21 protein-coding genes are annotated in these 21,563 nt (G+C 68.0%); 14 read left to right on the forward strand and 7 right to left on the reverse strand.

Annotated features, from left to right (window positions below; genetic code table 11):
• Positions 1-240 precede the first annotated feature (240 nt).
• The 3 genes from frr to QNO00_RS08515 all read left to right on the forward strand — a co-directional run bounded on the left by frr (position 241) and on the right by QNO00_RS08515 (position 2,515).
• On the forward strand, positions 241-798 hold the full coding sequence (frr, locus tag QNO00_RS08505; protein ID WP_229967458.1) for a ribosome recycling factor: 558 nt from the start codon (positions 241-243) through the stop codon (positions 796-798).
• A gap of 74 nt (positions 799-872) precedes the next feature.
• Complete coding sequence (locus QNO00_RS08510; protein WP_229967460.1) at positions 873-1,775, forward strand: phosphatidate cytidylyltransferase; 903 nt, start codon at positions 873-875, stop codon at positions 1,773-1,775.
• A gap of 161 nt (positions 1,776-1,936) precedes the next feature.
• Positions 1,937-2,515, forward strand: a complete 579-nt coding sequence (locus QNO00_RS08515; protein WP_284024249.1) for a DivIVA domain-containing protein — start codon at positions 1,937-1,939, stop codon at positions 2,513-2,515.
• 50 nt (positions 2,516-2,565) lie between these two features.
• On the opposite strand, the gene QNO00_RS08520 is transcribed toward QNO00_RS08515, so the two are convergent.
• The 4 genes from QNO00_RS08520 to QNO00_RS08535 are packed head-to-tail and all read right to left on the reverse strand — an operon-like array spanning position 2,566 to position 6,447.
• Positions 2,566-4,032: a sodium/solute symporter gene (locus QNO00_RS08520; protein WP_284024250.1), complete on the reverse strand. Its 1,467-nt coding sequence runs from the start codon at positions 4,030-4,032 to the stop codon at positions 2,566-2,568.
• Positions 4,033-4,047: 15 nt separating this feature from the next.
• A complete protein-coding gene (locus QNO00_RS08525; protein ID WP_284024251.1) occupies positions 4,048-4,467 on the reverse strand; it encodes a DUF485 domain-containing protein in 420 nt (139 codons plus the stop codon).
• Positions 4,464-5,222: a LytR/AlgR family response regulator transcription factor gene (locus QNO00_RS08530; protein WP_284024252.1), complete on the reverse strand. Its 759-nt coding sequence runs from the start codon at positions 5,220-5,222 to the stop codon at positions 4,464-4,466. The genes QNO00_RS08525 and QNO00_RS08530 overlap by 4 nt, the downstream gene beginning before the upstream one ends.
• Before the next feature lie 19 nt (positions 5,223-5,241).
• Complete coding sequence (locus tag QNO00_RS08535; RefSeq protein ID WP_284024253.1) at positions 5,242-6,447, reverse strand: sensor histidine kinase; 1,206 nt, start codon at positions 6,445-6,447, stop codon at positions 5,242-5,244.
• A 219-nt stretch (positions 6,448-6,666) separates the two neighbouring features.
• On the opposite strand from QNO00_RS08535, the gene QNO00_RS08540 reads away from it, so the two are divergent.
• Both QNO00_RS08540 and QNO00_RS08545 read left to right on the forward strand, forming a co-directional pair.
• Positions 6,667-7,041 (forward strand): DUF485 domain-containing protein, encoded by a 375-nt coding sequence (locus tag QNO00_RS08540; protein ID WP_229967472.1) that lies wholly within the window; start codon positions 6,667-6,669, stop codon positions 7,039-7,041.
• Positions 7,038-8,666, forward strand: coding sequence for a monocarboxylic acid transporter (locus QNO00_RS08545; protein WP_229967474.1), 1,629 nt, complete (start codon positions 7,038-7,040; stop codon positions 8,664-8,666). Before QNO00_RS08540 ends, QNO00_RS08545 begins: the two co-directional genes overlap by 4 nt.
• Positions 8,667-8,753: 87 nt before the next feature.
• Here QNO00_RS08545 and QNO00_RS08550 read toward each other — a convergent pair whose 3' ends face one another.
• A complete protein-coding gene (locus QNO00_RS08550) occupies positions 8,754-9,233 on the reverse strand; it encodes an Lrp/AsnC family transcriptional regulator (protein ID WP_284024254.1) in 480 nt (159 codons plus the stop codon).
• A 166-nt stretch (positions 9,234-9,399) separates the two neighbouring features.
• Here QNO00_RS08550 and pdhA point away from each other — a divergent pair, with 166 nt between their 5' ends.
• The 3 genes from pdhA to QNO00_RS08565 are packed head-to-tail and all read left to right on the forward strand — an operon-like array spanning position 9,400 to position 13,204.
• Positions 9,400-10,617: a pyruvate dehydrogenase (acetyl-transferring) E1 component subunit alpha gene (gene pdhA / locus QNO00_RS08555; protein ID WP_502863251.1), complete on the forward strand. Its 1,218-nt coding sequence runs from the start codon at positions 9,400-9,402 to the stop codon at positions 10,615-10,617.
• Positions 10,614-11,660 carry an alpha-ketoacid dehydrogenase subunit beta gene (locus QNO00_RS08560; RefSeq protein ID WP_284024255.1) on the forward strand — a complete coding sequence of 349 codons (1,047 nt, stop codon included), beginning with the start codon at positions 10,614-10,616 and terminating at the stop codon, positions 11,658-11,660. Before pdhA ends, QNO00_RS08560 begins: the two co-directional genes overlap by 4 nt.
• Positions 11,657-13,204: a dihydrolipoamide acetyltransferase family protein gene (locus QNO00_RS08565; protein WP_284024256.1), complete on the forward strand. Its 1,548-nt coding sequence runs from the start codon at positions 11,657-11,659 to the stop codon at positions 13,202-13,204. Before QNO00_RS08560 ends, QNO00_RS08565 begins: the two co-directional genes overlap by 4 nt.
• Positions 13,205-13,272: 68 nt before the next feature.
• Here the strand turns inward: QNO00_RS08565 and QNO00_RS08570 are convergent, their stop codons facing one another.
• Positions 13,273-13,740, reverse strand: coding sequence for a GNAT family N-acetyltransferase (locus tag QNO00_RS08570; RefSeq protein ID WP_229967482.1), 468 nt, complete (start codon positions 13,738-13,740; stop codon positions 13,273-13,275).
• Positions 13,741-13,777: 37 nt separating this feature from the next.
• Positions 13,778-14,431: a TetR/AcrR family transcriptional regulator gene (locus QNO00_RS08575; protein ID WP_284024257.1), complete on the reverse strand. Its 654-nt coding sequence runs from the start codon at positions 14,429-14,431 to the stop codon at positions 13,778-13,780.
• Positions 14,432-14,583: 152 nt separating this feature from the next.
• Between QNO00_RS08575 and QNO00_RS08580 the strand changes: the two genes are divergently transcribed.
• From QNO00_RS08580 to QNO00_RS08605, 6 genes are all read left to right on the forward strand, one after another.
• Positions 14,584-16,188: a carboxyl transferase domain-containing protein gene (locus QNO00_RS08580; protein ID WP_284024258.1), complete on the forward strand. Its 1,605-nt coding sequence runs from the start codon at positions 14,584-14,586 to the stop codon at positions 16,186-16,188.
• 7 nt (positions 16,189-16,195) lie between these two features.
• Complete coding sequence (locus QNO00_RS08585; protein WP_284024259.1) at positions 16,196-18,316, forward strand: acetyl/propionyl/methylcrotonyl-CoA carboxylase subunit alpha; 2,121 nt, start codon at positions 16,196-16,198, stop codon at positions 18,314-18,316.
• Positions 18,303-19,478, forward strand: coding sequence for an acyl-CoA dehydrogenase family protein (locus QNO00_RS08590; RefSeq protein WP_284024260.1), 1,176 nt, complete (start codon positions 18,303-18,305; stop codon positions 19,476-19,478). The genes QNO00_RS08585 and QNO00_RS08590 overlap by 14 nt, the downstream gene beginning before the upstream one ends.
• A gap of 99 nt (positions 19,479-19,577) precedes the next feature.
• Positions 19,578-20,375: a CoA transferase subunit A gene (locus QNO00_RS08595; RefSeq protein WP_284024261.1), complete on the forward strand. Its 798-nt coding sequence runs from the start codon at positions 19,578-19,580 to the stop codon at positions 20,373-20,375.
• 1 nt (position 20,376) lies between these two features.
• Positions 20,377-21,018 carry a CoA transferase subunit B gene (locus QNO00_RS08600; RefSeq protein WP_229967493.1) on the forward strand — a complete coding sequence of 214 codons (642 nt, stop codon included), beginning with the start codon at positions 20,377-20,379 and terminating at the stop codon, positions 21,016-21,018.
• Between the two features lie 31 nt (positions 21,019-21,049).
• On the forward strand, positions 21,050-21,535 hold the full coding sequence (locus QNO00_RS08605; RefSeq protein ID WP_284024334.1) for a MaoC family dehydratase: 486 nt from the start codon (positions 21,050-21,052) through the stop codon (positions 21,533-21,535).
• The last annotated feature ends 28 nt before the right edge of the window (positions 21,536-21,563 follow it).

The raw sequence follows: 21,563 nt of genomic DNA on the forward strand, positions 1-21,563 counted from the left end.
AACGGCGGCAACGATATTCCCTCGGCCGCGGACGGCCTCCGGAATAATAAAGCCGCCTTCCTCCAGGCCCTCCGGTGCGGGCGTGCCCCGCCAGCTGCGGTGCAGGCCCGTGCGCCAAGAAGGTCTCCCCTCCACCTCGCAAGAGCTCGGTGCAGGGAACCCCGACCCTTTTGGCTTAGGATGAATAAGAGAGCCCAGCCACCATCTGAGTGGACATTTTTTGTGTGTTAGGAGACACCCGTGATTGAAGAAACGCTGGCAGAGGCAACCGACAAAATGGACAAGGCGGTGGAAGTAGCCAAAGAGGACTTCGCGACCATCCGCACCGGCCGCGCCACCCCCGCACTGTTCTCCAAGGTCCTGGTGGACTACTACGGTTCTCCGACCCAGCTCCAGCAGCTCGCGTCGTTCGGCACGCCGGACGCACGCACCCTGCTGATCACGCCCTACGATGTTTCCGCACTGCGGGCCATCGAGCGCGCGCTGAGCGATTCCGAGGTCGGCGCGAACCCCTCCAACGACGGCAAGGTCATCCGCGTGATCATGCCCGAGCTGACGCAGGACCGCCGCAAGGAATACGTCAAGATCGTGAAGACCAAGGGCGAGGACGCCAAGGTCTCGGTCCGGAACATCCGCCGCAAGGCCAAGGATGCCCTGGACCGCCTGGTCAAGGACGGCGAGATCGGCGAGGACGACGGCGCCCGCGCCGAAAAGGACCTCGACGCGCAGACGAAGGCCCACACCGAGGCCATCGACGATCTGCTCAAGCGCAAGGAAGCCGAGCTGCTCGAGGTCTGATGACGAACGACCAGCCTCCCAGCAAGGCTGGCGGTACGTCCCTTGAGACTGATCCGGCAGCAAAGGCCACGGATATGAGTGCAACCGACGGAGCCGGGCCTGCCCGGAAGGGAACAGCGTCCCGGCGCTTTTCCCGCGTGACCGGAACGCCCAAGGCGCCGGCCAAGCCTTCGAAGGCCGGCCGGAACCTGCCGGCGGCCATCGCCGTCGGCGTCACCCTGCTTGGTGCGCTTCTGGCCGGCCTGCTGTTCTTCCCCTTTGCGATCGTTGCCATTGCCACGGTGTTTGCCGCCGTCGGCGTGTGGGAAGTCAGCCGTGCCCTGGAAGTGCGCGGAATCAAGGTGCCGCTGGTTCCGGTGCTTGTGGGCACCGTGGCGCTGCCGTTCGCGGCGTATTTCGGCGGCAGCGAATCACTGGCTTTTGCCCTCGTGGCGACGGTGGTGGCGATCCTGCTCTGGCGGGCGATTGATACCGCCGAAGACGCGGTCCGCAGCATCTTCGCCGGCATCTTCGTGGTGCTGTGGGTGCCGTTCCTGCTGAGCTTTGCGCTGCTCCTGCTGGGCGAACCCGACGGTCAGATCGGCGTCGCTGTCCTGCTGCTCCTGGTGGTATCCAACGACACCTTCGGCTACATGGTGGGAGCCATCTTCGGCAAGCACCCCATGGCGCCGAAGATCAGCCCCAAGAAATCCTGGGAGGGGTTCGCCGGGTCGGCGGCAGGCGCCACAGTTGTCGGGATCGTAGCGGCCATCTTCTTCCTGGACCAGCCGTGGTGGTTTGGCCTCGTGCTGGCTGTAGCCACCGTTGCCGCAGCCACGGCCGGCGACTTCTCGGAGTCCATGATCAAGCGGGAGCTTGGCGTCAAGGACATGTCCAATCTGCTGCCCGGACACGGCGGAATCATGGACCGGCTGGATTCGGTGGTCTTTGCCTCACCCGTGGTGTTCATGCTCTCGGTGCTGCTGGCTCGAGCCTAGCGGGAGGGGTCGCCCGGAGCACCTTCAGGGGGCGGCGGAGCGGCGGAACAGTGCCTCGGTCATGCCGAACCGGAGCCGGACAAGCGACAACGTAAGATATGCACAGGTTTTCCAAAGAGTCTCGGCACAAAGCGGCATGACCACAGAGGAACAATTTAGACATGGACGAAGCGCGGCAGGCCAACGCCCCTTTTGAGCGTGTGGGGCGACGGGAATACGGCTACAACACGCGCCAGGTTGATGAGTTCCTGGCAAAGGCGCGCAGCTACTACAACTCCGAAAGCACGTCCACGAAGGCCATCACCAGCCGCAACGTCCGATCGATGGCGTTTGACCCGGCCAAGGCCGGCTACGAACCGCAGGCCGTTGACGCCGCACTGGACCGGCTGGAAGACGTTTTTGCCCAGCGTGAAAGAGACCAGCTCATCCAGGACAAGGGCGAAGAAGCCTGGCTGCTGCAGATCGGCCGCAGCTCCGCCGTTTTGCGTGCCCGGCTGCACCGCAAGCCCGGTGAACGGTTCCGCCGCCCCAGCAAGCGCAAGGTGCCCAGCTACAACGTTGAAGACGTGGACGCGCTCTGCAATGATCTGCTGGACTACTTCGAGAACGACAAGCCGCTGAGCGTGGACGTGGTCCGCCGCGCGGTCTTCCGCGAAGCCAAGGGCGCCGAGGGCTACGAGGAAACCCAGGTGGACGCGTTCCTGGACCGCGTTGTCGAGCTCATGGCCTCGATCGACTAAGTACGGCTCGACGGCCCCGGCTCAGCGCCGTACCGCTCGACGACGCCGGCTCAGCGCCGCCGTTCCGGTGTGTGCAGCCGGGCCAGGATCTTGGCGGCCCCGGCCGGCGCCAGGTCCGGCCACAGCCGGGACACGGCCACCGTCACCGCAAAGGCGGCCGGCACGGTCCACGCGGCGGGCAGTTCCAGCCACGCCGGCGAACTCTTTCCTGCGGTGGCCAACACGCCGCCGGCGACCATCGCGCCGCCGCACAGCACCGCGCCGGTCACCATTCCGGACACCGCGCCCCGGGACGTGAGCCCCCGCCACCAGATGCCGAGCACCAGCAGCGGACAGAGCGTCGAGGCGGTGAAAGCGAACACCATGCCCACGCTGCCGGCCAGCGCCTGCGAGCTCGTCAGCAGCGCCAGGCCCAGGGGCACGACGGCGGCCAGGACGGCTGAGAGCCGGAACCCGCCCACGCTGCCGCGGAAGAACTGCTGGCTGACGACGCCGGCCAGGGAGACCACCAGCCCGCCGGTGGTGGACAGGAAGGCGGCGAAGGCTCCGGCCGTCACGAGCGCCGAGAGCAGATCACCCAGTGCTCCGTCGAACACCCGCCCGGGCAGCAGCAGGACCGTCGAGTCCGCTCCTCCGGCGGCCAGCTCGGGCGTGTAGATGCGGCCCAGCACGCCGTAGATGATGGGAAAGATGTAAAACAGCGACAGCAGCCCCAGCACAATCAATGTGGTCCGCCGGGCCGAGGCGCCGTCCGGATTTGTGTAGAACCGCACCAGCACGTGCGGCAGGCCGAGGGTTCCGCAGAGCAGCGCAATGCTCAGCGAGATGTTCCGGTACAGGGAGGCGCTGGTCTCGGGGTTCAGCGCCGCGGCGAACACCGCGCCGCCGTCGGTCCAGGGCAGGCCCTCCCGGGAGAGCCGAAACAGCACGAAGAGCACCGGCACGGCAATGGCCACGAGCTTGAGCCAGTACTGGAAAGCCTGCACGAAGGTGATGGACCGCATGCCGCCGGTGACCACGTTCAGGCAGACGACCACCACAACGGCCACCGAGCCCACCCAGCCCGGCAGCCCAGTGGTGATGCCGATGGTCAGCGCCGCCCCGTGCAGCTGCGGCACGATGTACAGCCAGCCGACGGCGATCACCAGCAGGCCGGTGACCCGGCGGACGGCCAGGGATTCCAGCCGGGCCTCCGCGAAATCCGGGATGGTGTACGCGCCGGACCGGCGCAGGGGAGCGGCCACGAAGAGCAGCAGCATCAGGTATCCGGCCGTGTAGCCGATGGGAAACCACAGGGCGTCCACGCCGGACACGAGGATCAGCCCGGCCACTCCCAGGAAGCTGGCGGCGGACAGGTATTCCCCGCCGATCGCCGAGGCATTCCACCACGGCCGCACGGTCCGGGAGGCCACATAGAAATCTCCGGTGGTCCGGGAGATGCGCAGCCCGTACACGCCGATCAGCAGCGTGGCGGCGGTGACGGCGGCCAGTGCGGCGTAGCCGGCGACCGGGTTCATGCCGGCACCTCGGAACTAGGCATCATCGACCAGGTCCAGGAAACGCTGTTCGTTGCGGTCGGCGCTGCGCACATACAGGGCACCGCAGATGATGACCAGGGGATAGACGCCGACGCCCAGCAGGATCCAGGGCGCCGGAACGGTGAACAGCGTGAGGGTGGCGATGACCGGAAGGAACGCCAGGAGTACCGGAACGCCCAGCAGGATCAGCAGGAAGCCACCGGTGACCACCAGGGCCAGGCGGAGCTGGGAGCGGATCAGGGAGCCAATGAACAGCTCGCCCACCTCGGTCTGCTCATCCAGCTCCCGCGACACGGTGTAGGGGTCCGCGGAAGCCGGAGCGGTGCGCGGGGCGGTGACCCGCACCCGCTGCTGCCCGGCGGCCGTCGGCGCGGCGTCCGGTGATGCCGCCGCCTGGCCAGCATCGGGGCTCATGCGCGGGGCCGGATCCGGTTGGCGGCGAGCGTGCTGCGCACCCCGGGCAGGTGCCGGCGGCTGACGGGCAGCTCCGCCGTGCCGACGCTGATGCTGGCGCGGCCGCCGGCCACCCGCACCTGCCGGATGTGTGAGCGGGACACCAAATAGGAGCGGTGGATGCGGACAAACCCGGCCTCCGCCCACTGCTCCTCCAAGTCCGTCAGCGGAACCCGGATCAGGTAGGAGGATTCGGCGGTGTGCAGCCGGGCGTAGTCGCCCTGCGCCTGCACGTACCGGATGTCGTCGCGGCGGATCAGGCGGGTGGTGCCGCCCTGGACCACGGTGACGACGTCGCTGTCGCCGTCGCCGTCGGCCGCCTCGGCGGCGAGGTCGCAGATGCGCCGGACTGATTCGGCCAGCCGTTCCGGGCGGACGGGCTTCAGCAGGTAATCCACGGCCGCCAGGTCGAAGGCTGCGAGGGCCTGTTCCTCGTCTGCGGTCACGAACACGAGGGCCGGCGGGCGCTCCCGGCTGCCCAGGACGCGGGCGATGTCCAGCCCTGACATTGCCGGCATGTGGATGTCCAGGAACACCGCGTCCACTGAATTTCCTTCGATCGCGAGCAGGGCCTGGGCGCCGCTGGATGCCCGGTGCACCTCGCCCACCCGGGCGTCCCGGCCAAGCAGGAAGGCCAGCTCGTTCACGGCGGGCAGCTCGTCGTCGACCACCACCACGGAGATCTGCCGGGAAGCCGGTTTACCTGATGCTGACATGTGAATCAGGTTACAAGACTCAGGTGCGGTGTCCCGGCTGCGACTTGGGTATGTGCATGGTGATCAGGGTTCCGGCGCCCGGAGCGGTGTCAATGATCAGCCCGTGGTCCTCACCGTAGACCTGGCGCAGCCGGACGTCGACGTTCCGCAGGCCCACATGGTCGCCTTCCGCGTGGCCGGCCAGCACGGCGCGCAGATATTCGGGATCCATGCCCGCACCGTTGTCCTCGACAGTGATGACGGCCTGCGCGCCGGCGTCGGCGGCCGTGATGGTGATGTGGCCCTCGCCGTCGGCGGCTTCCAGCCCGTGCCGCACCGAGTTTTCGACCAGCGGCTGCAGCGAAAGGAACGGAATGACGGTGCCCAGGACCTCGGGGCCGATCTGCAGGCTGATCTTCAGGCGGTCGCCGAAGCGTGCCCGCTCCAGCAGCAGGTACCGGTCGATGGCCTGCAGCTCCTCGGCCACAGTGGTGAAGTTGCCGCTGCGCCGGAAGGTGTAGCGGGTGAAGTCGGCGAACTCGACCACCAGTTCCCGGGCCCGCACCGGATCCGTCGTGATGTACGAGGCGATGGCATTGAGGGAGTTGTAGATGAAGTGCGGGCTGATCTGGGCCCGCAGGGCGCGGACCTCGGCCTCCATCAGCATGGTGCGGGATGTGTCCAGCTCGGCCAGCTCGATCTGCGCGGCCACCCAGGCGGCGACGTCGTTGGCCGCCCGGACCAGGCCGGCGCTGACCGAGGGCGTGAAGACGGCAAGGGTGCCCACCGTTTTCCGGTTGACCTGCAGCGGGCACACCAGCAACTCGCGTCCGCCGTCGTCGTCGAGCCCCAGGGAACGCAGTGAAGCGCCGCGGAACACCTTGGTCCGCCCGCTGTCCAGGACCGTGCGGGAGGCCTCGAGCAGCCGGGCGCGGGAGCGGGGCGTGTCCGGCAGCGATCCCTCCCAGGCCAGGACCGCCGCGGCATCGGCCAGTGCCAGGGTGTCGCAGCCGAGCAGTGCCCGGAGGTGGCGCCCGGCCTTGCTGGCGCCCGCGGGGGTGAGGCCGGCGCGCAGGTGGCGCGACGCCAGGCTCGCGGTGTGGAGGGCCGAGTAGACGGCCCGTTCCCGGTCGGATCCCAGGTCGCGCTGGGACCGGCTCAGGCGGTGGCCCAGGGCTGCCACCAGGGCCACGGTAAGAACGGCGATGGCGCACACCATGGCAATGTCGACGGCGGGGCTGAACATCCCCCTACCCTAGCGGCAGCGCCCGACGGCGGGCGCGGGGCACCGTTTACCGCAGGGGAATGACCGCTCGGCGAGGCGCGGGTGTCGAAACTGGTGCCGCGGAGCCGTCCATAGCAGGGTGATGGGGATCACAGTTTGTGCGTGTGTGGTGTCCGAAGCCGGCCCGACCGGTCAACGGCGGGCAGCGGCGTGCGGACGAGCCCAACTCAAGGAGGAGCGATGGCTTCACAAAAGCCCCAAGGAACCGGTGCGCATGCCGCTGCACCGGTGGACTTCACTGAAGTCCAAAAATCACCCGAACTGCAGGAGCTGCGCAAACGCCAGCGCAGCTTTATTTTCCCGATGGCCCTGGTGTTCCTGCTGTGGTACTTCGCCTACGTGCTCCTGGCCGACTACGCCCACGACTTCATGTCCACCCCGGTCTGGGGCAACATCAACGTCGGGCTGATCCTGGGCCTGCTCCAGTTCGTCAGCACCTTCGGCATCACCATGTGGTACGTCAGCTACGCCAACCGCCGGATGGACCCCATCGCTGCGGGCCTGCGCGAAAAACTTGAGGCCAAGGGCGTCCGGCGTCCGGAGGAGAGCAAATGAGCACCGTCAACATTGTGGCTGCCACTGAGGTGACCGCCGAGGCCGTCAAGGAAACCGGCTGGCTGAACATGCTCATCTTCGGGCTTTTCGTGGCAGTCACCCTGGTGGTCGTGCTGCGGGCCAGCCGCAACAACAAGACCGCGGCTGACTATTACGCCGCCGGCCGGTCCTTCACCGGCCCGCAGAACGGCACTGCCATCGCCGGCGACTACCTCTCGGCCGCTTCCTTCCTGGGCATCGTCGGCGCCATTGCCATCAACGGCTATGACGGCTTCCTGTACTCCATCGGCTTCCTGGTCGCCTGGCTGGTGGCCCTGCTGCTGGTGGCGGAAATGCTGCGCAACACCGGCAAGTTCACCATGGCCGACGTCCTCTCGTTCCGGCTGAAGCAGCGCCCGGTCCGCATTGCCGCGGCCATCACCACCCTGGCGGTCTGCTTCTTCTACCTGCTGGCCCAGATGGCCGGCGCCGGCGGACTCGTTTCGCTGCTGATGGGCATCGACGGCAAGATCGGCCAGTCCCTGGTCATTACCGTCGTCGGCGGCCTGATGATCATTTACGTACTGATCGGCGGCATGAAGGGCACCACCTGGGTGCAGATCATCAAGGCCGTCCTGCTTATTGCCGGCGCTGCCATCATGACGGTCTGGGTCCTGGCCCTGCACGGCTTCAACCTCTCCGAGCTGCTCGGCAGCGCCGTTGAAATGTCCGGCAACCCCGAGCTCCTGAATCCGGGCCTGCAGTACGGCAAGACCGACACTTCCAGGCTGGACTTCATCTCGCTGGGCATGGCCCTGGTGCTCGGCACCGCGGCCCTGCCGCACGTGCTGATGCGCTTCTACACCGTTCCCACCGCCAAGGAAGCCCGTCGCTCAGTGGTCTGGGCCATCTGGCTGATCGGCATCTTCTACCTGTTCACCCTGATCCTGGGCTACGGCGCTGCTGCGCTGATCCCGAAGGAGACCATCACCTCGGCTCCGGGCGGCGTGAACTCCGCGGCTCCGCTGCTGGCCTTCGCCCTTGGCGGCCCGGTCCTGCTGGGACTGATCTCCGCGGTGGCCTTCGCGACCATCCTGGCCGTTGTTGCCGGCCTGACCATCACGGCTGCCGCTTCCTTCGCCCATGACATTTACGCCAACGTCATCCGCAAGGGCAAGGTGGATGCCGACGGTGAGGTCAAGGTGGCCCGCCGCACGGTAATCGTGATCGGCGTCGTCTCCATCCTTGGCGGCATCGGGGCGCAGGGGCAGAACGTTGCCTTCCTGGTGGCCCTGGCCTTCGCGGTGGCGGCCAGCGCCAACCTGCCGACCATCCTGTACTCGCTGTACTGGCGCCGCTTCAACACCCAGGGCGCCATCTGGAGCATGTACGGCGGACTCGGCTCGGCCATCCTGCTGATCCTGCTCTCGCCGGTGTTCTCCGGGTCCGAAACGTCAATGGTTTCCGCCATCGACATCTCGGTCTTCCCGCTGAGCAACCCGGGCCTGGTCTCCATCCCGCTCGCCTTCTTCCTGGGCTGGCTGGGAACCGTGGTGGGCAAGGACGACGAATCGCCGCAGAAGCAGGCGGAGATGGAGGTCCGCTCGCTCACCGGCGTCGGCGCAGAGAAGGCCGTGGACCACTAGTCCGCACCAGCCGGTTCCCGCTCCCGCCGAAATGGCAGAAGGTGCGTCTCTCAGAGCTGAGAGACGCACCTTCTGCCATTTCGCGCTTCAGTCTGTGCCGGCGGTCCCGTCGCGTTCCAGCAGGGGAGAAACCCGGAACGGGATGAGCTCGCCGATGGCCAGGTTGGTGTCACAGCGCTCGACGCCGGAGACGGCCAAGACAATCTTGGCGACCCGGAACAGATCCTCGGCGTCGGCGGCCACCACGCGCAGCAGGATGTCCGCGTCCCCGGTCAGCCCGTGCGCCTCCACCACCTCGGGGATCAGGGCGAGTTCCGACGTGATCTCGGCCAGCCGCTGCTGCTGGACGTGCACGCGGGCAAAGGCCATCAGCGGGTAGCCCAGCGCAGCCGGGCTGATCCGGCGCTCGAAGGGCAGGAACACCAGCTTCTTCTCCAGCTGCCCCAGCCGGGCCTGCACCGTGTTGCGGGAGATGCCCAGGACCCCGGCCAAGGCCACCACCGTTCGCTGCGGATCGCGGGCCAAAGCGAGGAGCAGCCGGGTATCGGTCCTGTCCAGGGGGCGCATAGTGCGAAAGATTAGCACGGTGGAATTGCTGTTGATAGGGCACAATGCTCAGCTGTACGCCTCATGGTTGTGCCGCATGTTTGGTGTGAGTAGGGTCACAGGTAGCCGGGCAAGGGTGCCCGGGCATCGGTTCGGCCCCGCCACCCCGGGGGCCCAACACGGAAGGATGCGTACCAACGTGTCTCTGCATACTCCTGTTCGCCCACCGCACGAGACCGGCGCCACCGCAGCCGGCCCCTACGTCCAGCTGGTCCGTCCCGACGGTTCCCGCGTGGCCTCCTCCTACGATCATTGGGTGGAGGACGTCGACCCGGACCAGTTGCGCAGCCTCTACGAGGACATGGTGGTGATCCGCCGGATCGACACCGAGGCCACCGCGCTGCAGCGCCAGGGCGAGCTGGGTCTCTGGCCGCCGCTGCTGGGCCAGGAAGCAGCGCAGATCGGCTCCGCCCGCACCCTCCGGGCCAGCGACTTCGTGTTCGGCAGTTACCGGGAGAACGGCGTGGCCTGGTGCCGCGGCGTCGACCCCGAATCCCTGATGCGGGTGTGGCGCGGCAACGCTGCGGCCGGCTGGGATCCCGCCACGGTGAACATGGCCCCCAGCCAGGTGATCATCGGCGCCCAGGCGCTGCACGCCGCCGGCTACGGCATGGGCGTGGTGACCGACGGGACCGACGACGCCGTCATCACCTACTTCGGCGACGGCGCCACCAGCCAGGGCGACGTCAACGAGGCCATGGTCTTCGCCGCCAGCTTCCACGCGCCCGTCGTGTTCTTCTGCTCCAACAACCACTGGGCCATTTCCGAGCCCGTGGGGCTGCAGGCCCAGGTGCCAATCGCGAACCGGGCTCCGGGCTTCGGGATCCCCTCCGTCCGGGTGGACGGCAACGATGTCCTCGCCGTCATGGCCGTGACCAGGGAAGCCCTGGACCGGGCGCGCAGCGGGGGAGGCCCCAGCTTCATCGAGGCCGTCACCTACCGGATGGGCCCGCACACCACCGCAGATGATCCCACCCGCTACCGCGATGCCGCGGAACTGGAAGAGTGGCGGGCCAAGGATCCGATCAGGAGGGTCGAGGCCCTGCTCCGTGCCGAGGGCCTGTTTACCGATGAGTTCGGCGCCGCCGTCGCCGCCCGTGCCGACGCCGTGGCCGCCGAGCTCCGCTCCTCCTGCACCTCGATGCCCCCGCCGCCGGCCCTGGACATTTTTGCGCATGTGTACGCCGAGCCGAACTCCTGGCTGGAGAACCAGCAGGAGGAATATGCGCGCTACCTGGCGATGTACGGCACGGCGGACGACGCCGGCCACCCGGTTCAGGTGCACGGCACCGACCCGGTGGGTTCCGCTTCCACGGGTCCTCGGGAAGCGGGGGACCGGGCATGAGCACAATGACCTTTGGCCGGGCGATCAACATCGGGCTGCGCGCCGCAATGGACGCCGATCCCAAAGTGGTCCTGATGGGGGAGGACATCGGCACCCTCGGCGGAGTCTTCCGCATCACTGACGGGCTGAAAAAGGACTTCGGCGCCGCCCGGGTGATTGACACCCCGCTGGCCGAATCCGGCATCATGGGCACCGCCGTCGGGCTCGCCTTCCGCGGCTACCGGCCCGTGGTGGAAATCCAGTTCGACGGATTCATCTATCCGGCCTTCGACCAGATCGTCTCCCAGGTGGCGAAGATGCACTACCGCACCCGCGGCGCCGTGAACATGCCGCTGACCATCCGGGTGCCGTTCGGCGGAGGCATCGGTTCGCCCGAACACCACTCCGAGTCCCCGGAAGCCTACTTCACCCATACCTCCGGGCTGCGGGTGGTGAGCGTGTCCAACCCGCAGGATGCCTACACGATGATCCGGCAGGCCATTGCGAGTGATGACCCCGTGCTGTATTTCGAGCCCAAGCGCCGCTACCACGTCAAGGGCGAGGTGCAGGAAACCCTCGACGGAGCGCTGCCGCTGGGCCGGGCCCGCGTCGTCGCCGAGGGCACCGACGTCACGCTGGTGACCTACGGGCCGCTGGTGATGACCGCCGCCGACGCCGCGATTGCCGCGTCCGATGAAGGCGTGTCCGTGGAGGTGATCGACCTGCGCTCGCTGTCACCGGTGGACTATGCCACGGTCGAAGCGTCGGTCCGCAAGACGGGGCGCCTGGTGATCACCCACGAGGCCGGAAAATCCGGCGGCGTAGGCGCTGAAATCTCCGCCAGCATCACCGAACGCTGCTTCGACTATCTGGAGCACGCACCCGTGCGGGTCACCGGCTTCGACATTCCCTATCCGCCCTCCAAGCTGGAACACCACCACCTGCCGGACCTGGACCGGATCCTCGACGGCGTGGACCGCGCACTGCGCCGTCCCAACTCGCTCAGCAACTTCCCGGCTGCGCACAGCACCTCGGCAACGGCGCTGGAAGGAGCGGGTCTGTGATCCGGGAATTTCGGCTGCCGGATTTGGGTGAGGGGCTGACCGAGTCGGAGATCGTTTCCTGGCACGTGGCCGTGGGGGACAGCGTCACCCTGAACCAGGTCATCGCCGAAGTTGAAACCGCGAAGGCCGTGGTGGAGCTGCCCTCACCGTATGCGGGCACCGTGGCCCGGCTCCATGAAGCGGCCGGTGCCGTGGTGGAGGTCGGCGCGCCCATCGTGTCCTTTGATGTCGGGGGAGAGGCGGGCGGTCCTGCTGTCGGCGGGACGGCCGCCGGCGGAACGGCCGGTACGGCCGGCACGGCGCAAGGCCTCCTGTCCGCTGGTGCGCTGCCGGTTCCGGACGAGTCCCTGAAGCGCACGCCCAACCTGGTGGGCTACGGTGCCGTGCCGGAGAAGGGCGGGCGTCCGGCCCGGCGGCGCTGGATCACCGGTGCCGCCCCTGCCGCATCCGCTCCTGCCGCAGCCGTCACGGCCGCCGCGGTCGCCGGGCAGCCGGAGGCTCCGGAAACCCGGAAGGCTGCTGCGCCGTCCGGCCAGGAATCGCAGGAACGTCCGCGGTCAACGCCTCCGGTCCGGAAACTGGCCCGGGATCTGGGCATCGATCTGGAACAACTGCAGGGAACCGGCCCCGACGGGCTGATCATCCGCGCGGATGTCACCGGCGCCGCGGAATCCACCGCGCAGCCGGGAAGCCAGGTTCAGCAGCCGGGAAGCCACTCGCAGCCGGGCAGCCAAAATCAGCAGGGCAGCCGGGACCCGCAGCCGGAGCCGGCGCGAGAGTACCAGCCGATGGCGCCGTCGTCGTCGGGCGTTGGAACGGCACCGTCCCACAGTGCCCCGGACGCGCGGGAGGAGCGGATTCCGATCGCCGGAATGCGCAAGCACACGGCCGCCGCCATGGTGGCCAGCGCGTTCACGGCGCCGCACGTGACCGTTTTCCTGACCGTTGATGTGACTCCGTCGATTGATCTGCTGGCGCGCCTGCGCCGGCAGCAGGCGTTCGACGGCCTGAAGCTGACTCCGCTGACGCTGGCCGCCAAGGCGGTCTGCCTCGCACTCCAGCGGCATCCGTCGCTGAATTCCCGCTGGGATGATGCGGCCCGGGAGATTGTGCAGTACCGCTACGTGAATCTGGGCATCGCAGCGGCCACGCCGCGCGGACTGATGGTTCCCAACGTCAAGGACGCTGCGGCGCTGGGGCTTCGCGAGCTGGCTGCGGCGCTGGGAACCCTGGCGCAGACGGCGCGGGCCGGCAAGACCACTCCGGCCGACCTCGCGGGCGGAACCTTCTCGATTTCCAACGTGGGGGTCTTCGGGGTCGATGCCGGAACGCCCATCCTGAATCCGGGCGAGGCGGCGATTCTGGCGCTCGGCGCTGTCCGCGAACAGCCCTGGGCCTACGAAGGCGCTGTTGCCCTCCGCCAGGTGATGACCCTGAGCCTGTCCTTCGACCACCGGCTGGTGGACGGCGAACAGGGCGCCCGGTTCCTCAGCGAGGTGGGAATGATCCTGGCCGAGCCGGCCATGGCGCTCGCCCTGGTCTAAGACGAAACCCGCTGCAGCCGAGGTTCGGTGCAGCGGGTTTCGCCTGACTTGTTCAGTTGTTGGCTCGGCTAGCTCAGCTCAAGCTCAAGTTCGCGCACCACGGCGCCGCGGGCGTTCGCGAAGCCCTGCGTCTCGCCCACCACGGTGAAGCCGTACTTCTCCAGAATTGCAATGGAACTGGCGTTGTCGGCCACCGCCCGGGCGCGGATGGGGCGTTCGGAGAATTCCTCCAGGAACTGTCCCACGGCGGCGGTGGTGATGCCCTGGCCCCAGCGGGCGGTGTCCACCCAGTAGCTGATCTCCGGAACGCCGCCTTCGCGGTATGCCAGGATGCTGCCGACCACGTCGCCGTCGGCCACGATCGTGCGCACCGTAATGGTGGGATCATTCAGGATGTTCTGCCAGTGGTGATCAAACACACCGCGGTCAGAGGGGTTTTTGGCGGCAAAGGCGGCCATTTGGTTGGCGCTTGGATCCAGCTGATGGGAAAAGAACTCATCCAAATCGGCGGGAACTACGGCACGAAGCTCAATCACAGCAGGTCTTTCTGCTCGAGGGGTTTGGTTCAGGTTACTAGGCATTCAGGGCGGCCCACGCCATTGTTTCGAGCAGCGACCGCAGCCGTGCCGTCTCGCGGGCCTTCAAATTTCCGTGCAGGGTATGCGATGTGGAGTTGATCAGTCCGAAGACCGCCTGCGCACGGTGGCGCAGCAGCGGGAGGCTGCAATCCGGATGCAGGGCGGAGAGGGCGTCAACCCACACCTCCACGTACTGGCGCTGAAGCGTCCGCACTGCGCGTTTGTCGTCCTCGGGCAGGCTGTTCAGATCGCGGTCCTGAACCCTGATGACATCGGACTGGTGCAAGGCGAAGTCCACATGGAACTCCACCAGTCCGCGCAGTGCCGCATCAGCCGTGGTGGATTCCGTGACCACGGCCTTTCCGCCGTCGAGCAGGTCTTCGCTCACCCCGACCAGCAGGGCCGAAAGGACAGCGGGCTTTCCGCTGAAATGCCGGTACACCGCAGGGCCGCTGACTCCGGCGGCTGCGCCGAGTTCCTCAATGGACACGCCCTTGTAGCCGCGTTCGGCGAAGAGGCTCGCGGCGGCGTCGAGCATTGCGGCCCGGCGGGAAGCCTTGGCCAGGCTGCGTCCGGTTGCGCGCGCGGCCGGCTGCGGCCTTTCCCGGTGGGGCGGGACTGCCGGTGCTTCTTTTTTCGCTGCGTCCATGCAAACCTTTCCGGCAGTTTTTATTCCACGAGCAGCTTCCATTGTGGTGGACAGCTGAGTTAATAACCAATAACCTGATTTGAGTTAGCAATCATTAACTGGATTGGCCTTCGGATCCCGTCGGCGGCAGCCCGCCGAGAAAAGAGACGTCAATGGAGACCCTTGTTGCCCGGCTGGATCCTGCATCACCCGAGTACACCCGCAATGCCGCCGCCCAGAGCGCTCTGGCCGGCGAACTGCGCAAGCGCCTCGCCGACGCCGCACTCGGCGGGCCGGAACGGTCCCGGGAACGGCACACGGCCCGCGGCAAGCTGCTGCCGCGCGAACGCGTGGACCGGCTGCTCGACGAGGGCAGTCCCTTCCTGGAGATCTCGCCGCTGGCCGCCACCGGCATGTACGACGACGAGTGCCCCGGCGCCGGTCTGATCGCCGGCATCGGGCTGGTCCAGGGCCGGCACGTCATGGTGCTGTCCAACGACGCCACCGTCAAGGGCGGCACCTACTATCCGATGACGGTCAAGAAGCACCTGCGGGCGCAGGAAATCGCGCTGGAAAACCGGCTGCCGTGCATCTACCTGGTGGACTCCGGCGGCGCCTTCCTGCCCCGGCAGGACGACGTCTTTCCGGACCGGGAGCACTTCGGCCGGATCTTCTTCAACCAGGCGCAGATGTCGGCCCGGAAAATTCCGCAGATCGCCGCCGTGCTGGGCTCCTGCACCGCCGGCGGCGCCTATGTTCCGGCCATGAGCGACGAAACCGTGATTGTGCGCAACCAGGGCACCATCTTTCTGGGCGGCCCGCCGCTGGTGAAGGCAGCCATCGGGGAAATCGTCACCGCCGAGGAGCTGGGCGGAGGAGACCTGCACTCACGGATCAGCGGCGTCACCGACCATCTGGCGGAGAACGATGCGCACGCCCTGGAGATCGTCCGGACCATCGTGGAGACCTTTCCCGAGCCGTCACCGGCCTGGCAGCCGCTGCCCGGCCGGCCGCCGTCGTACGCCGCGGAGGAAATCTACGGCACCGTGCCCGCTGACCTGCAGACCCCGTACGACGTGCGCGAGCTGATCGCCCGGCTGGTGGACGGCAGCGAATTTGCCGAATTCAAGAAGGAGTACGGCGCCACCCTGGTCACCGGCTTCGCCCGGCTGCACGGCCACCGGGTGGGCATCGTCGCGAACAACGGCGTCCTGTTCTCCGAATCCGCGCTCAAGGGAGCCCATTTCATTGAGCTCTGCGACCAACGCGGCATTCCGCTGATCTTCCTGCAGAACATCTCCGGCTTCATGGTGGGCCGGGACTACGAGGCCGGCGGCATCGCCAAGAACGGCGCCAAGATGGTCACTGCAGTGGCCACCGCCCGGGTGCCGAAGCTGACAGTGATCGTGGGCGGATCCTTCGGCGCCGGCAACTACTCCATGTGCGGCCGGGCGTACAGCCCGCGCTTCCTCTGGATGTGGCCCGCGGCGCGGATCTCCGTGATGGGCGGGGCTCAGGCCTCCTCGGTCCTGGCCACGGTCAAGCGCGACCAGCTCGAAGCCCGCGGCGAGGACTGGAGCGCCGACGCCGAAGAGGCGTTCAGGGCGCCCATCCGCGACACCTACGAGGCCCAGGGCAGCCCGTACTACTCCACGGCCCGGCTGTGGGACGACGGCGTCATCGACCCGGCGGACACCCGCACCGTTTTGGGCCTGGCCCTGGACGTGTGCGCCAACGCCCCGCTGCCGGAGACCTCCTTCGGCCTGTTCCGGATGTGAGGCAGAAATGACCGCTGCTCTTTTCGACACCGTGCTGGTGGCCAACCGCGGCGAAATCGCCTGCCGCATCATTGCGACCCTGCGGCGGCTGGGGATCCGCTCGGCCGCGGTCTACAGCGACGACGACGCCGGCGCCCGGCACGTGCGCGAGGCGGACGTCGCGGTGCGGCTGGGTCCGGCCGCGCCCCGGGAGAGCTACCTCAACATTGAGGCCATCCTCGCCGCCTGCCGGCTGTCCGGGGCGCAGGCCGTGCACCCGGGCTACGGCTTCCTCAGCGAAAGCGCCGACTTTGCCCGCGCCCTGGACGCGGCGGGCATCGTCTTCATCGGCCCCGGGGTGCGGGCGCTGGAGCTGATGGGGGACAAGATCCGCTCCAAGAACCATGTCTCCTCGCACGGGGTGCCCGTGGTGCCCGGGATCGCCGAACCCGGTTTGACCGATGAGCAGCTGATCGAAGCCGCCGCCGCCGTGGGCTTTCCGCTGCTGATCAAGCCCTCCGCCGGCGGCGGCGGCAAGGGGATGCACGCGGTGGACCGCCCGCAGGACCTGCCCGCCGTGCTGCCCACCGCCCGGCGGGTCGCGGCGTCGGCCTTCGGCGACGACACCCTCTTCCTGGAACGGCTGATCGCGGTGCCGCGGCACATCGAGGTGCAGATCCTGGCGGACACTCACGGCAACGTCATCCACCTGGGGGAACGGGAGTGCTCCCTGCAGCGCCGCCACCAGAAAGTCATCGAGGAAGCACCGTCAGTGCTTCTGGACGAGGCCACCCGCGCCCGGATCGGCGAGGCGGCCTGCGAGGCGGCGCGGTCGGTGGACTACGCCGGGGCCGGAACGGTGGAGTTCCTGGTCTCCGACGCCTCGCCGGGGGAGTTCTTCTTCATGGAGATGAACACCCGGCTGCAGGTGGAGCATCCCGTGACGGAGATGGTCACCGGACTGGACCTGGTGGAGGAGCAGATCCGCATCGCCGCCGGGGAAAAGCTGCAGCTCGCCCAGTCCGATGTCCGCCTGGTTGGCCATGCCGTGGAGGCCCGGGTCTACGCGGAAAATCCCGCCCGCGACTTCCTGCCCACGTCGGGGCAGGTGCGCATCCTGCACGAGCCCTCCGGGGAGGGCATCCGGGTGGATTCCTCCCTGCTGCCGGGGCTCGCGGTGTCCTCCAGCTACGACCCGATGCTCGCCAAGGTCATCGCCTGGGGCCCGGACCGGAACACGGCGCTGGACCGGCTGGACGCCGCGCTGGCACAGACACTCATCCTGGGCATCGGCACCAACATCGAATACCTGCGCCTGCTGATCAACGATCCGGAGGTTCGGGCCGGCCGGCTGGACACCACCCTGATCGAGCGCAGGCTTCCCGAGCTGGCATTCCGCAGCCCCTCCGAAGCGGAACTGGCCGCCGCGGCTCTGCTGCAGGCGGCGGACCTGGCGGACCCGGAAACCTCCGGCACGGAGCCGTCGCCCTGGCGGCGCGCCGACGGATGGCGGATCGGTGCGCCCCGGCCGGTGAGCCTCGTCTTCGCCGCCGCCTCACCGCAGGCGTCCGACGACGTCGTGACCGTCCGAAGCGTCCGGGGCGGGAAAACCGTCAGCGTCAACGGGGGACCGGACCGCCGGGCCTCGCTGCTGCGGGACGGGGACCGCGCCCTGGTGACACTCGACGGCGTCGTGCACCCGCTGACCGTGGTTCCGGTATCCGGGGCACCGGGGGAGCGCACGGGGGAGCGCCCGGGGGAATACACCGTGTGGATCGCGGACGCCGGCTACACTGCCGCGCTGCGGCTGCGGACCCGGGCCGAGCTGCTGGCCGCCGCCCGTGCCGCGGCCGGCCGGGCCGAGGGCGCCGCCGACCCGGTGCTGCGCTCGCCGATGCCCGGCACCGTGGTGGCGGTGGCGGTGGCCGACGGCGATCGGGTCACTGCGGGCCAGCCGCTGCTCAGCGTGGAAGCCATGAAGATGGAACACCAGCTCGTGGCTCCCGTGGCCGGCACCGTGGCCCTGAACCTTTTCCCCGGAGACCTGGTCAAGGCTGACCAGGTGCTGGCCGTAGTGACGCCCGACCCCGATGCAACGCCCGAATCCGATGCAACACCGTCTGAAGGAGCAGGACATGCCGGACTTTGAACTCAGCGCTGACCATCAGGACCTGGTGGAGACGGTCCGCGAATTCGCGGACACCGTCGTCGCACCGGTGTCCGCCCAGCACGACGCCGAGCACAGCTTCCCCTACAAGGTGGTCGCGCAGATGGGGGAGATGGGCCTGTTCGGGCTGCCGTTTCCGGAGGAGTACGGCGGCATGGGCGGAGACTACTTCGCGCTGGCCCTGGCACTGGAGCAGCTGGCCCGGGTGGACCAATCGGTGGCGATCACCCTGGAGGCGGGCGTCTCGCTGGGCGCCATGCCCGTCTACCGGTTCGGCACGGAGGAACAGAAACAGCAGTGGCTGCCGATGCTCGCCTCCGGCACGGCGCTCGCCGGTTTCGGGCTGACCGAAAGCGAAGCCGGCTCCGATGCCGGAGGCACCCGGACCCGCGCGCACCGCGAGGACGGGCAGTGGGTCATCAACGGCACCAAGGAATTCATCACCAACTCCGGCACCGACATCACCGCGCTGGTCACCGTCACGGCGGTCACCGGAACCGCCGAAGTGCCGGACGGCAGCGGCGGCACCACCACCAAGAAGCAGATTTCCACCTTCCTGGTGCCCGCCGACACCCCGGGATTCACCGCTGAAAAGGCGTACAACAAGGTGGGCTGGAACGCCTCGGACACCCATCCGCTCACCCTTGACAACGTCCGGGTGCCGGAGGCCAACCTGCTGGGCGCCGAGGGACGCGGATTCGCCAACTTCCTGCAGATCCTCGACGAGGGCCGCATCGCCATCGCAGCCCTGGCCACGGGAGCGGCGCAGGGCTGCGTCGAGGAGGCCCTGCGCTACGCCAAGGAACGCCAGGCCTTCGGCGCCGCCATCGGCACCAACCAGGCCATCTCCTTCAAGATTGCCCGGATGCAGACCCGCGCGCACACTGCCCGCCTGGCGTACTACGACGCCGCGGCCCGGATGCTGGCGGGCAAGCCGTTCAAGACGCAGGCTGCCATGGCGAAGCTGGTGGCCGGTGAGGCCGCGATGGACAACGCCCGCGACGCCACGCAGATTTTCGGCGGCTACGGCTTCATGAACGAGTTCCGGGTGGCCCGCCACTACCGGGATTCCAAGATCCTGGAGGTGGGCGAGGGCACCACCGAGGTCCAGCTGATGCTGATTGCCAGGGAGCTGGGGCTCTAGGATGGGCGGACCGGTCCGGAATCGGCGCCGCCGGCGTGTGCGCCCGGAGCCCGGCAGCCCGGCAGGTTGGTCAATGGAGACGAACGAACGGATGAAGCGATGATTAACAAGGTGATGGCAACGGCCGCCGACGCGGTGGCCGACATCCCGGACGGAGCGTCCCTCGCGGTGGGCGGCTTTGGCCTGTGCGGCATTCCGGTGGCGCTGATTGACGCCCTGCATGACGGCGGCGCGACGGATTTGGAAACCGTGAGCAACAACTGCGGCGTGGATGACTGGGGTCTCGGCCGGCTGCTGGCGGACCACCGCATCCGCCGGACGGTCAGTTCCTATGTGGGGGAGAACAAGGAGTTCGCCCGCCAGTTCCTCGCCGGCGAGCTGGAAGTGATCCTCACCCCGCAGGGCACGCTGGCGGAAAAGCTGCGGGCCGGCGGCGCCGGAATTCCCGCCTTCTATACCAGTGCAGGGGTGGGCACCCAGGTCAGCGAGGGCGGCCTGCCGCAGAAGTACGACGGCGACGGCTCGGTCCTGCAGGCCTCGGAGCCCAAGGAGGTGCGCACCTTCCGCGACGCGGAATACGTGCTGGAAGAATCCCTGACTCCTGATTACGCCCTCGTGCACGCCTGGAAGGGGGACCGGCACGGGAACCTGGTCTTCTCCGCCACCGCCATGAACTTCAATCCGCTTTGCGCCATGGCCGGACGGATCACCATCGCCGAGGTGGAGGAACTGGTGGAACCGGGCGAGCTGGACCCGGCCGCGGTGCACGTTCCGGGGATCTTCGTGCAGCGGGTGGTTCCGGTCGGGCCGGGGGAGAAGCGGATTGAGAAGAGGACGGTGACGCTGGCGCCGGCTGAGCCATCGTCGTCGTCAGCACCTTCCGGAAAGGACTCCTGACATGGCCCTGACCCGAAACGAACTCGCCGCCCGGGTGGCCCGCGAGCTGGAAAACGGACAGTACGTCAACCTCGGCATCGGCATGCCAACGCTGATTCCGAACTACATCCCCGAGGGCGTGGAAGTGGTGCTGCACTCCGAAAACGGCGTCCTCGGCGTCGGGCCCTATCCCACCGAAGCGGAACTGAACCCGGACCTGATCAACGCCGGGAAGGAAACCGTGACGGTGAACGCCGGCGCGTCGTTCTTCGACTCGGCTGCCTCCTTCGGCATGGTCCGCGGCGGGCACGTCGACGTCGCCGTGCTCGGGGCAATGGAGGTGGCGGCCAACGGAGACCTGGCCAACTGGATGATTCCAGGGAAGATGGTCAAGGGCATGGGCGGCGCCATGGACCTGGTGTTCGGTGCCAAGCGCGTGATCGTGATGATGGACCACACCGACCGCGGCGGGAACCCGAAAATTGTTCCCGAGTGCTCCCTGCCGCTGACCGGGCGCACCTGCGTGGACCTGATCGTGACGGACCTTGCCGTCATCGAGGTGGGGCCGGACGGGCTGATCCTGCGCGAAACCGCGCCCGGCGTCACTGTCGACGAAGTGGTCGCGGCCACCGGCGCACCGCTGGAGGTGGACCTTGACGTATGAGGAGCCCGACGCCGGCACCGAGGAAGTGGCGATGGCACCCCGGGTGATTGAACAGCGCGGTCTCTGGTTTGAGGAGTTCCAGCCCGGGGTGGTGTACCGGCACCGGCCCGGCCGCACCCTCACCGAGGCGGACAACGTCCTGTTCACCACGCTGACCATGAACACCCAGGGGCTGCACCTGGACGCCGCTTACAGCGAGGGGCAGCCGTTCGGGCAGCGGCTGGTGAATTCCATGCTGACCCTGGCCACCATGGTGGGCCAGTCGGTGGCGCAGCTGACCCAGGGCACCCTGGTGGCGCAGCTGGGTCTGGGGGAGATCAGCTTTCCGCATCCGCTCTTCCACGGAGACACCCTCTACACCGAGACCGAGGTGGTGGAAAAGCGGCTGTCCTCCTCCCGGCCCGGCCAGGGCATCGTCACGCTGGCCCACACCGGGCGGAACCAGTCCGGCGAGGTCGTGGCGCGGTGCACCCGCAGCGCCCTGATGTGGACGCAGGCAGGCGGCGGGGAGGGATAGGTTAGGACAAAGACCGGAACCCGAAGGA

The sequence above is a fragment of the Arthrobacter sp. zg-Y1219 genome, assembly GCF_030125545.1.
Taxonomy (GTDB): Bacteria; Actinomycetota; Actinomycetes; order Actinomycetales; family Micrococcaceae; genus Arthrobacter_B.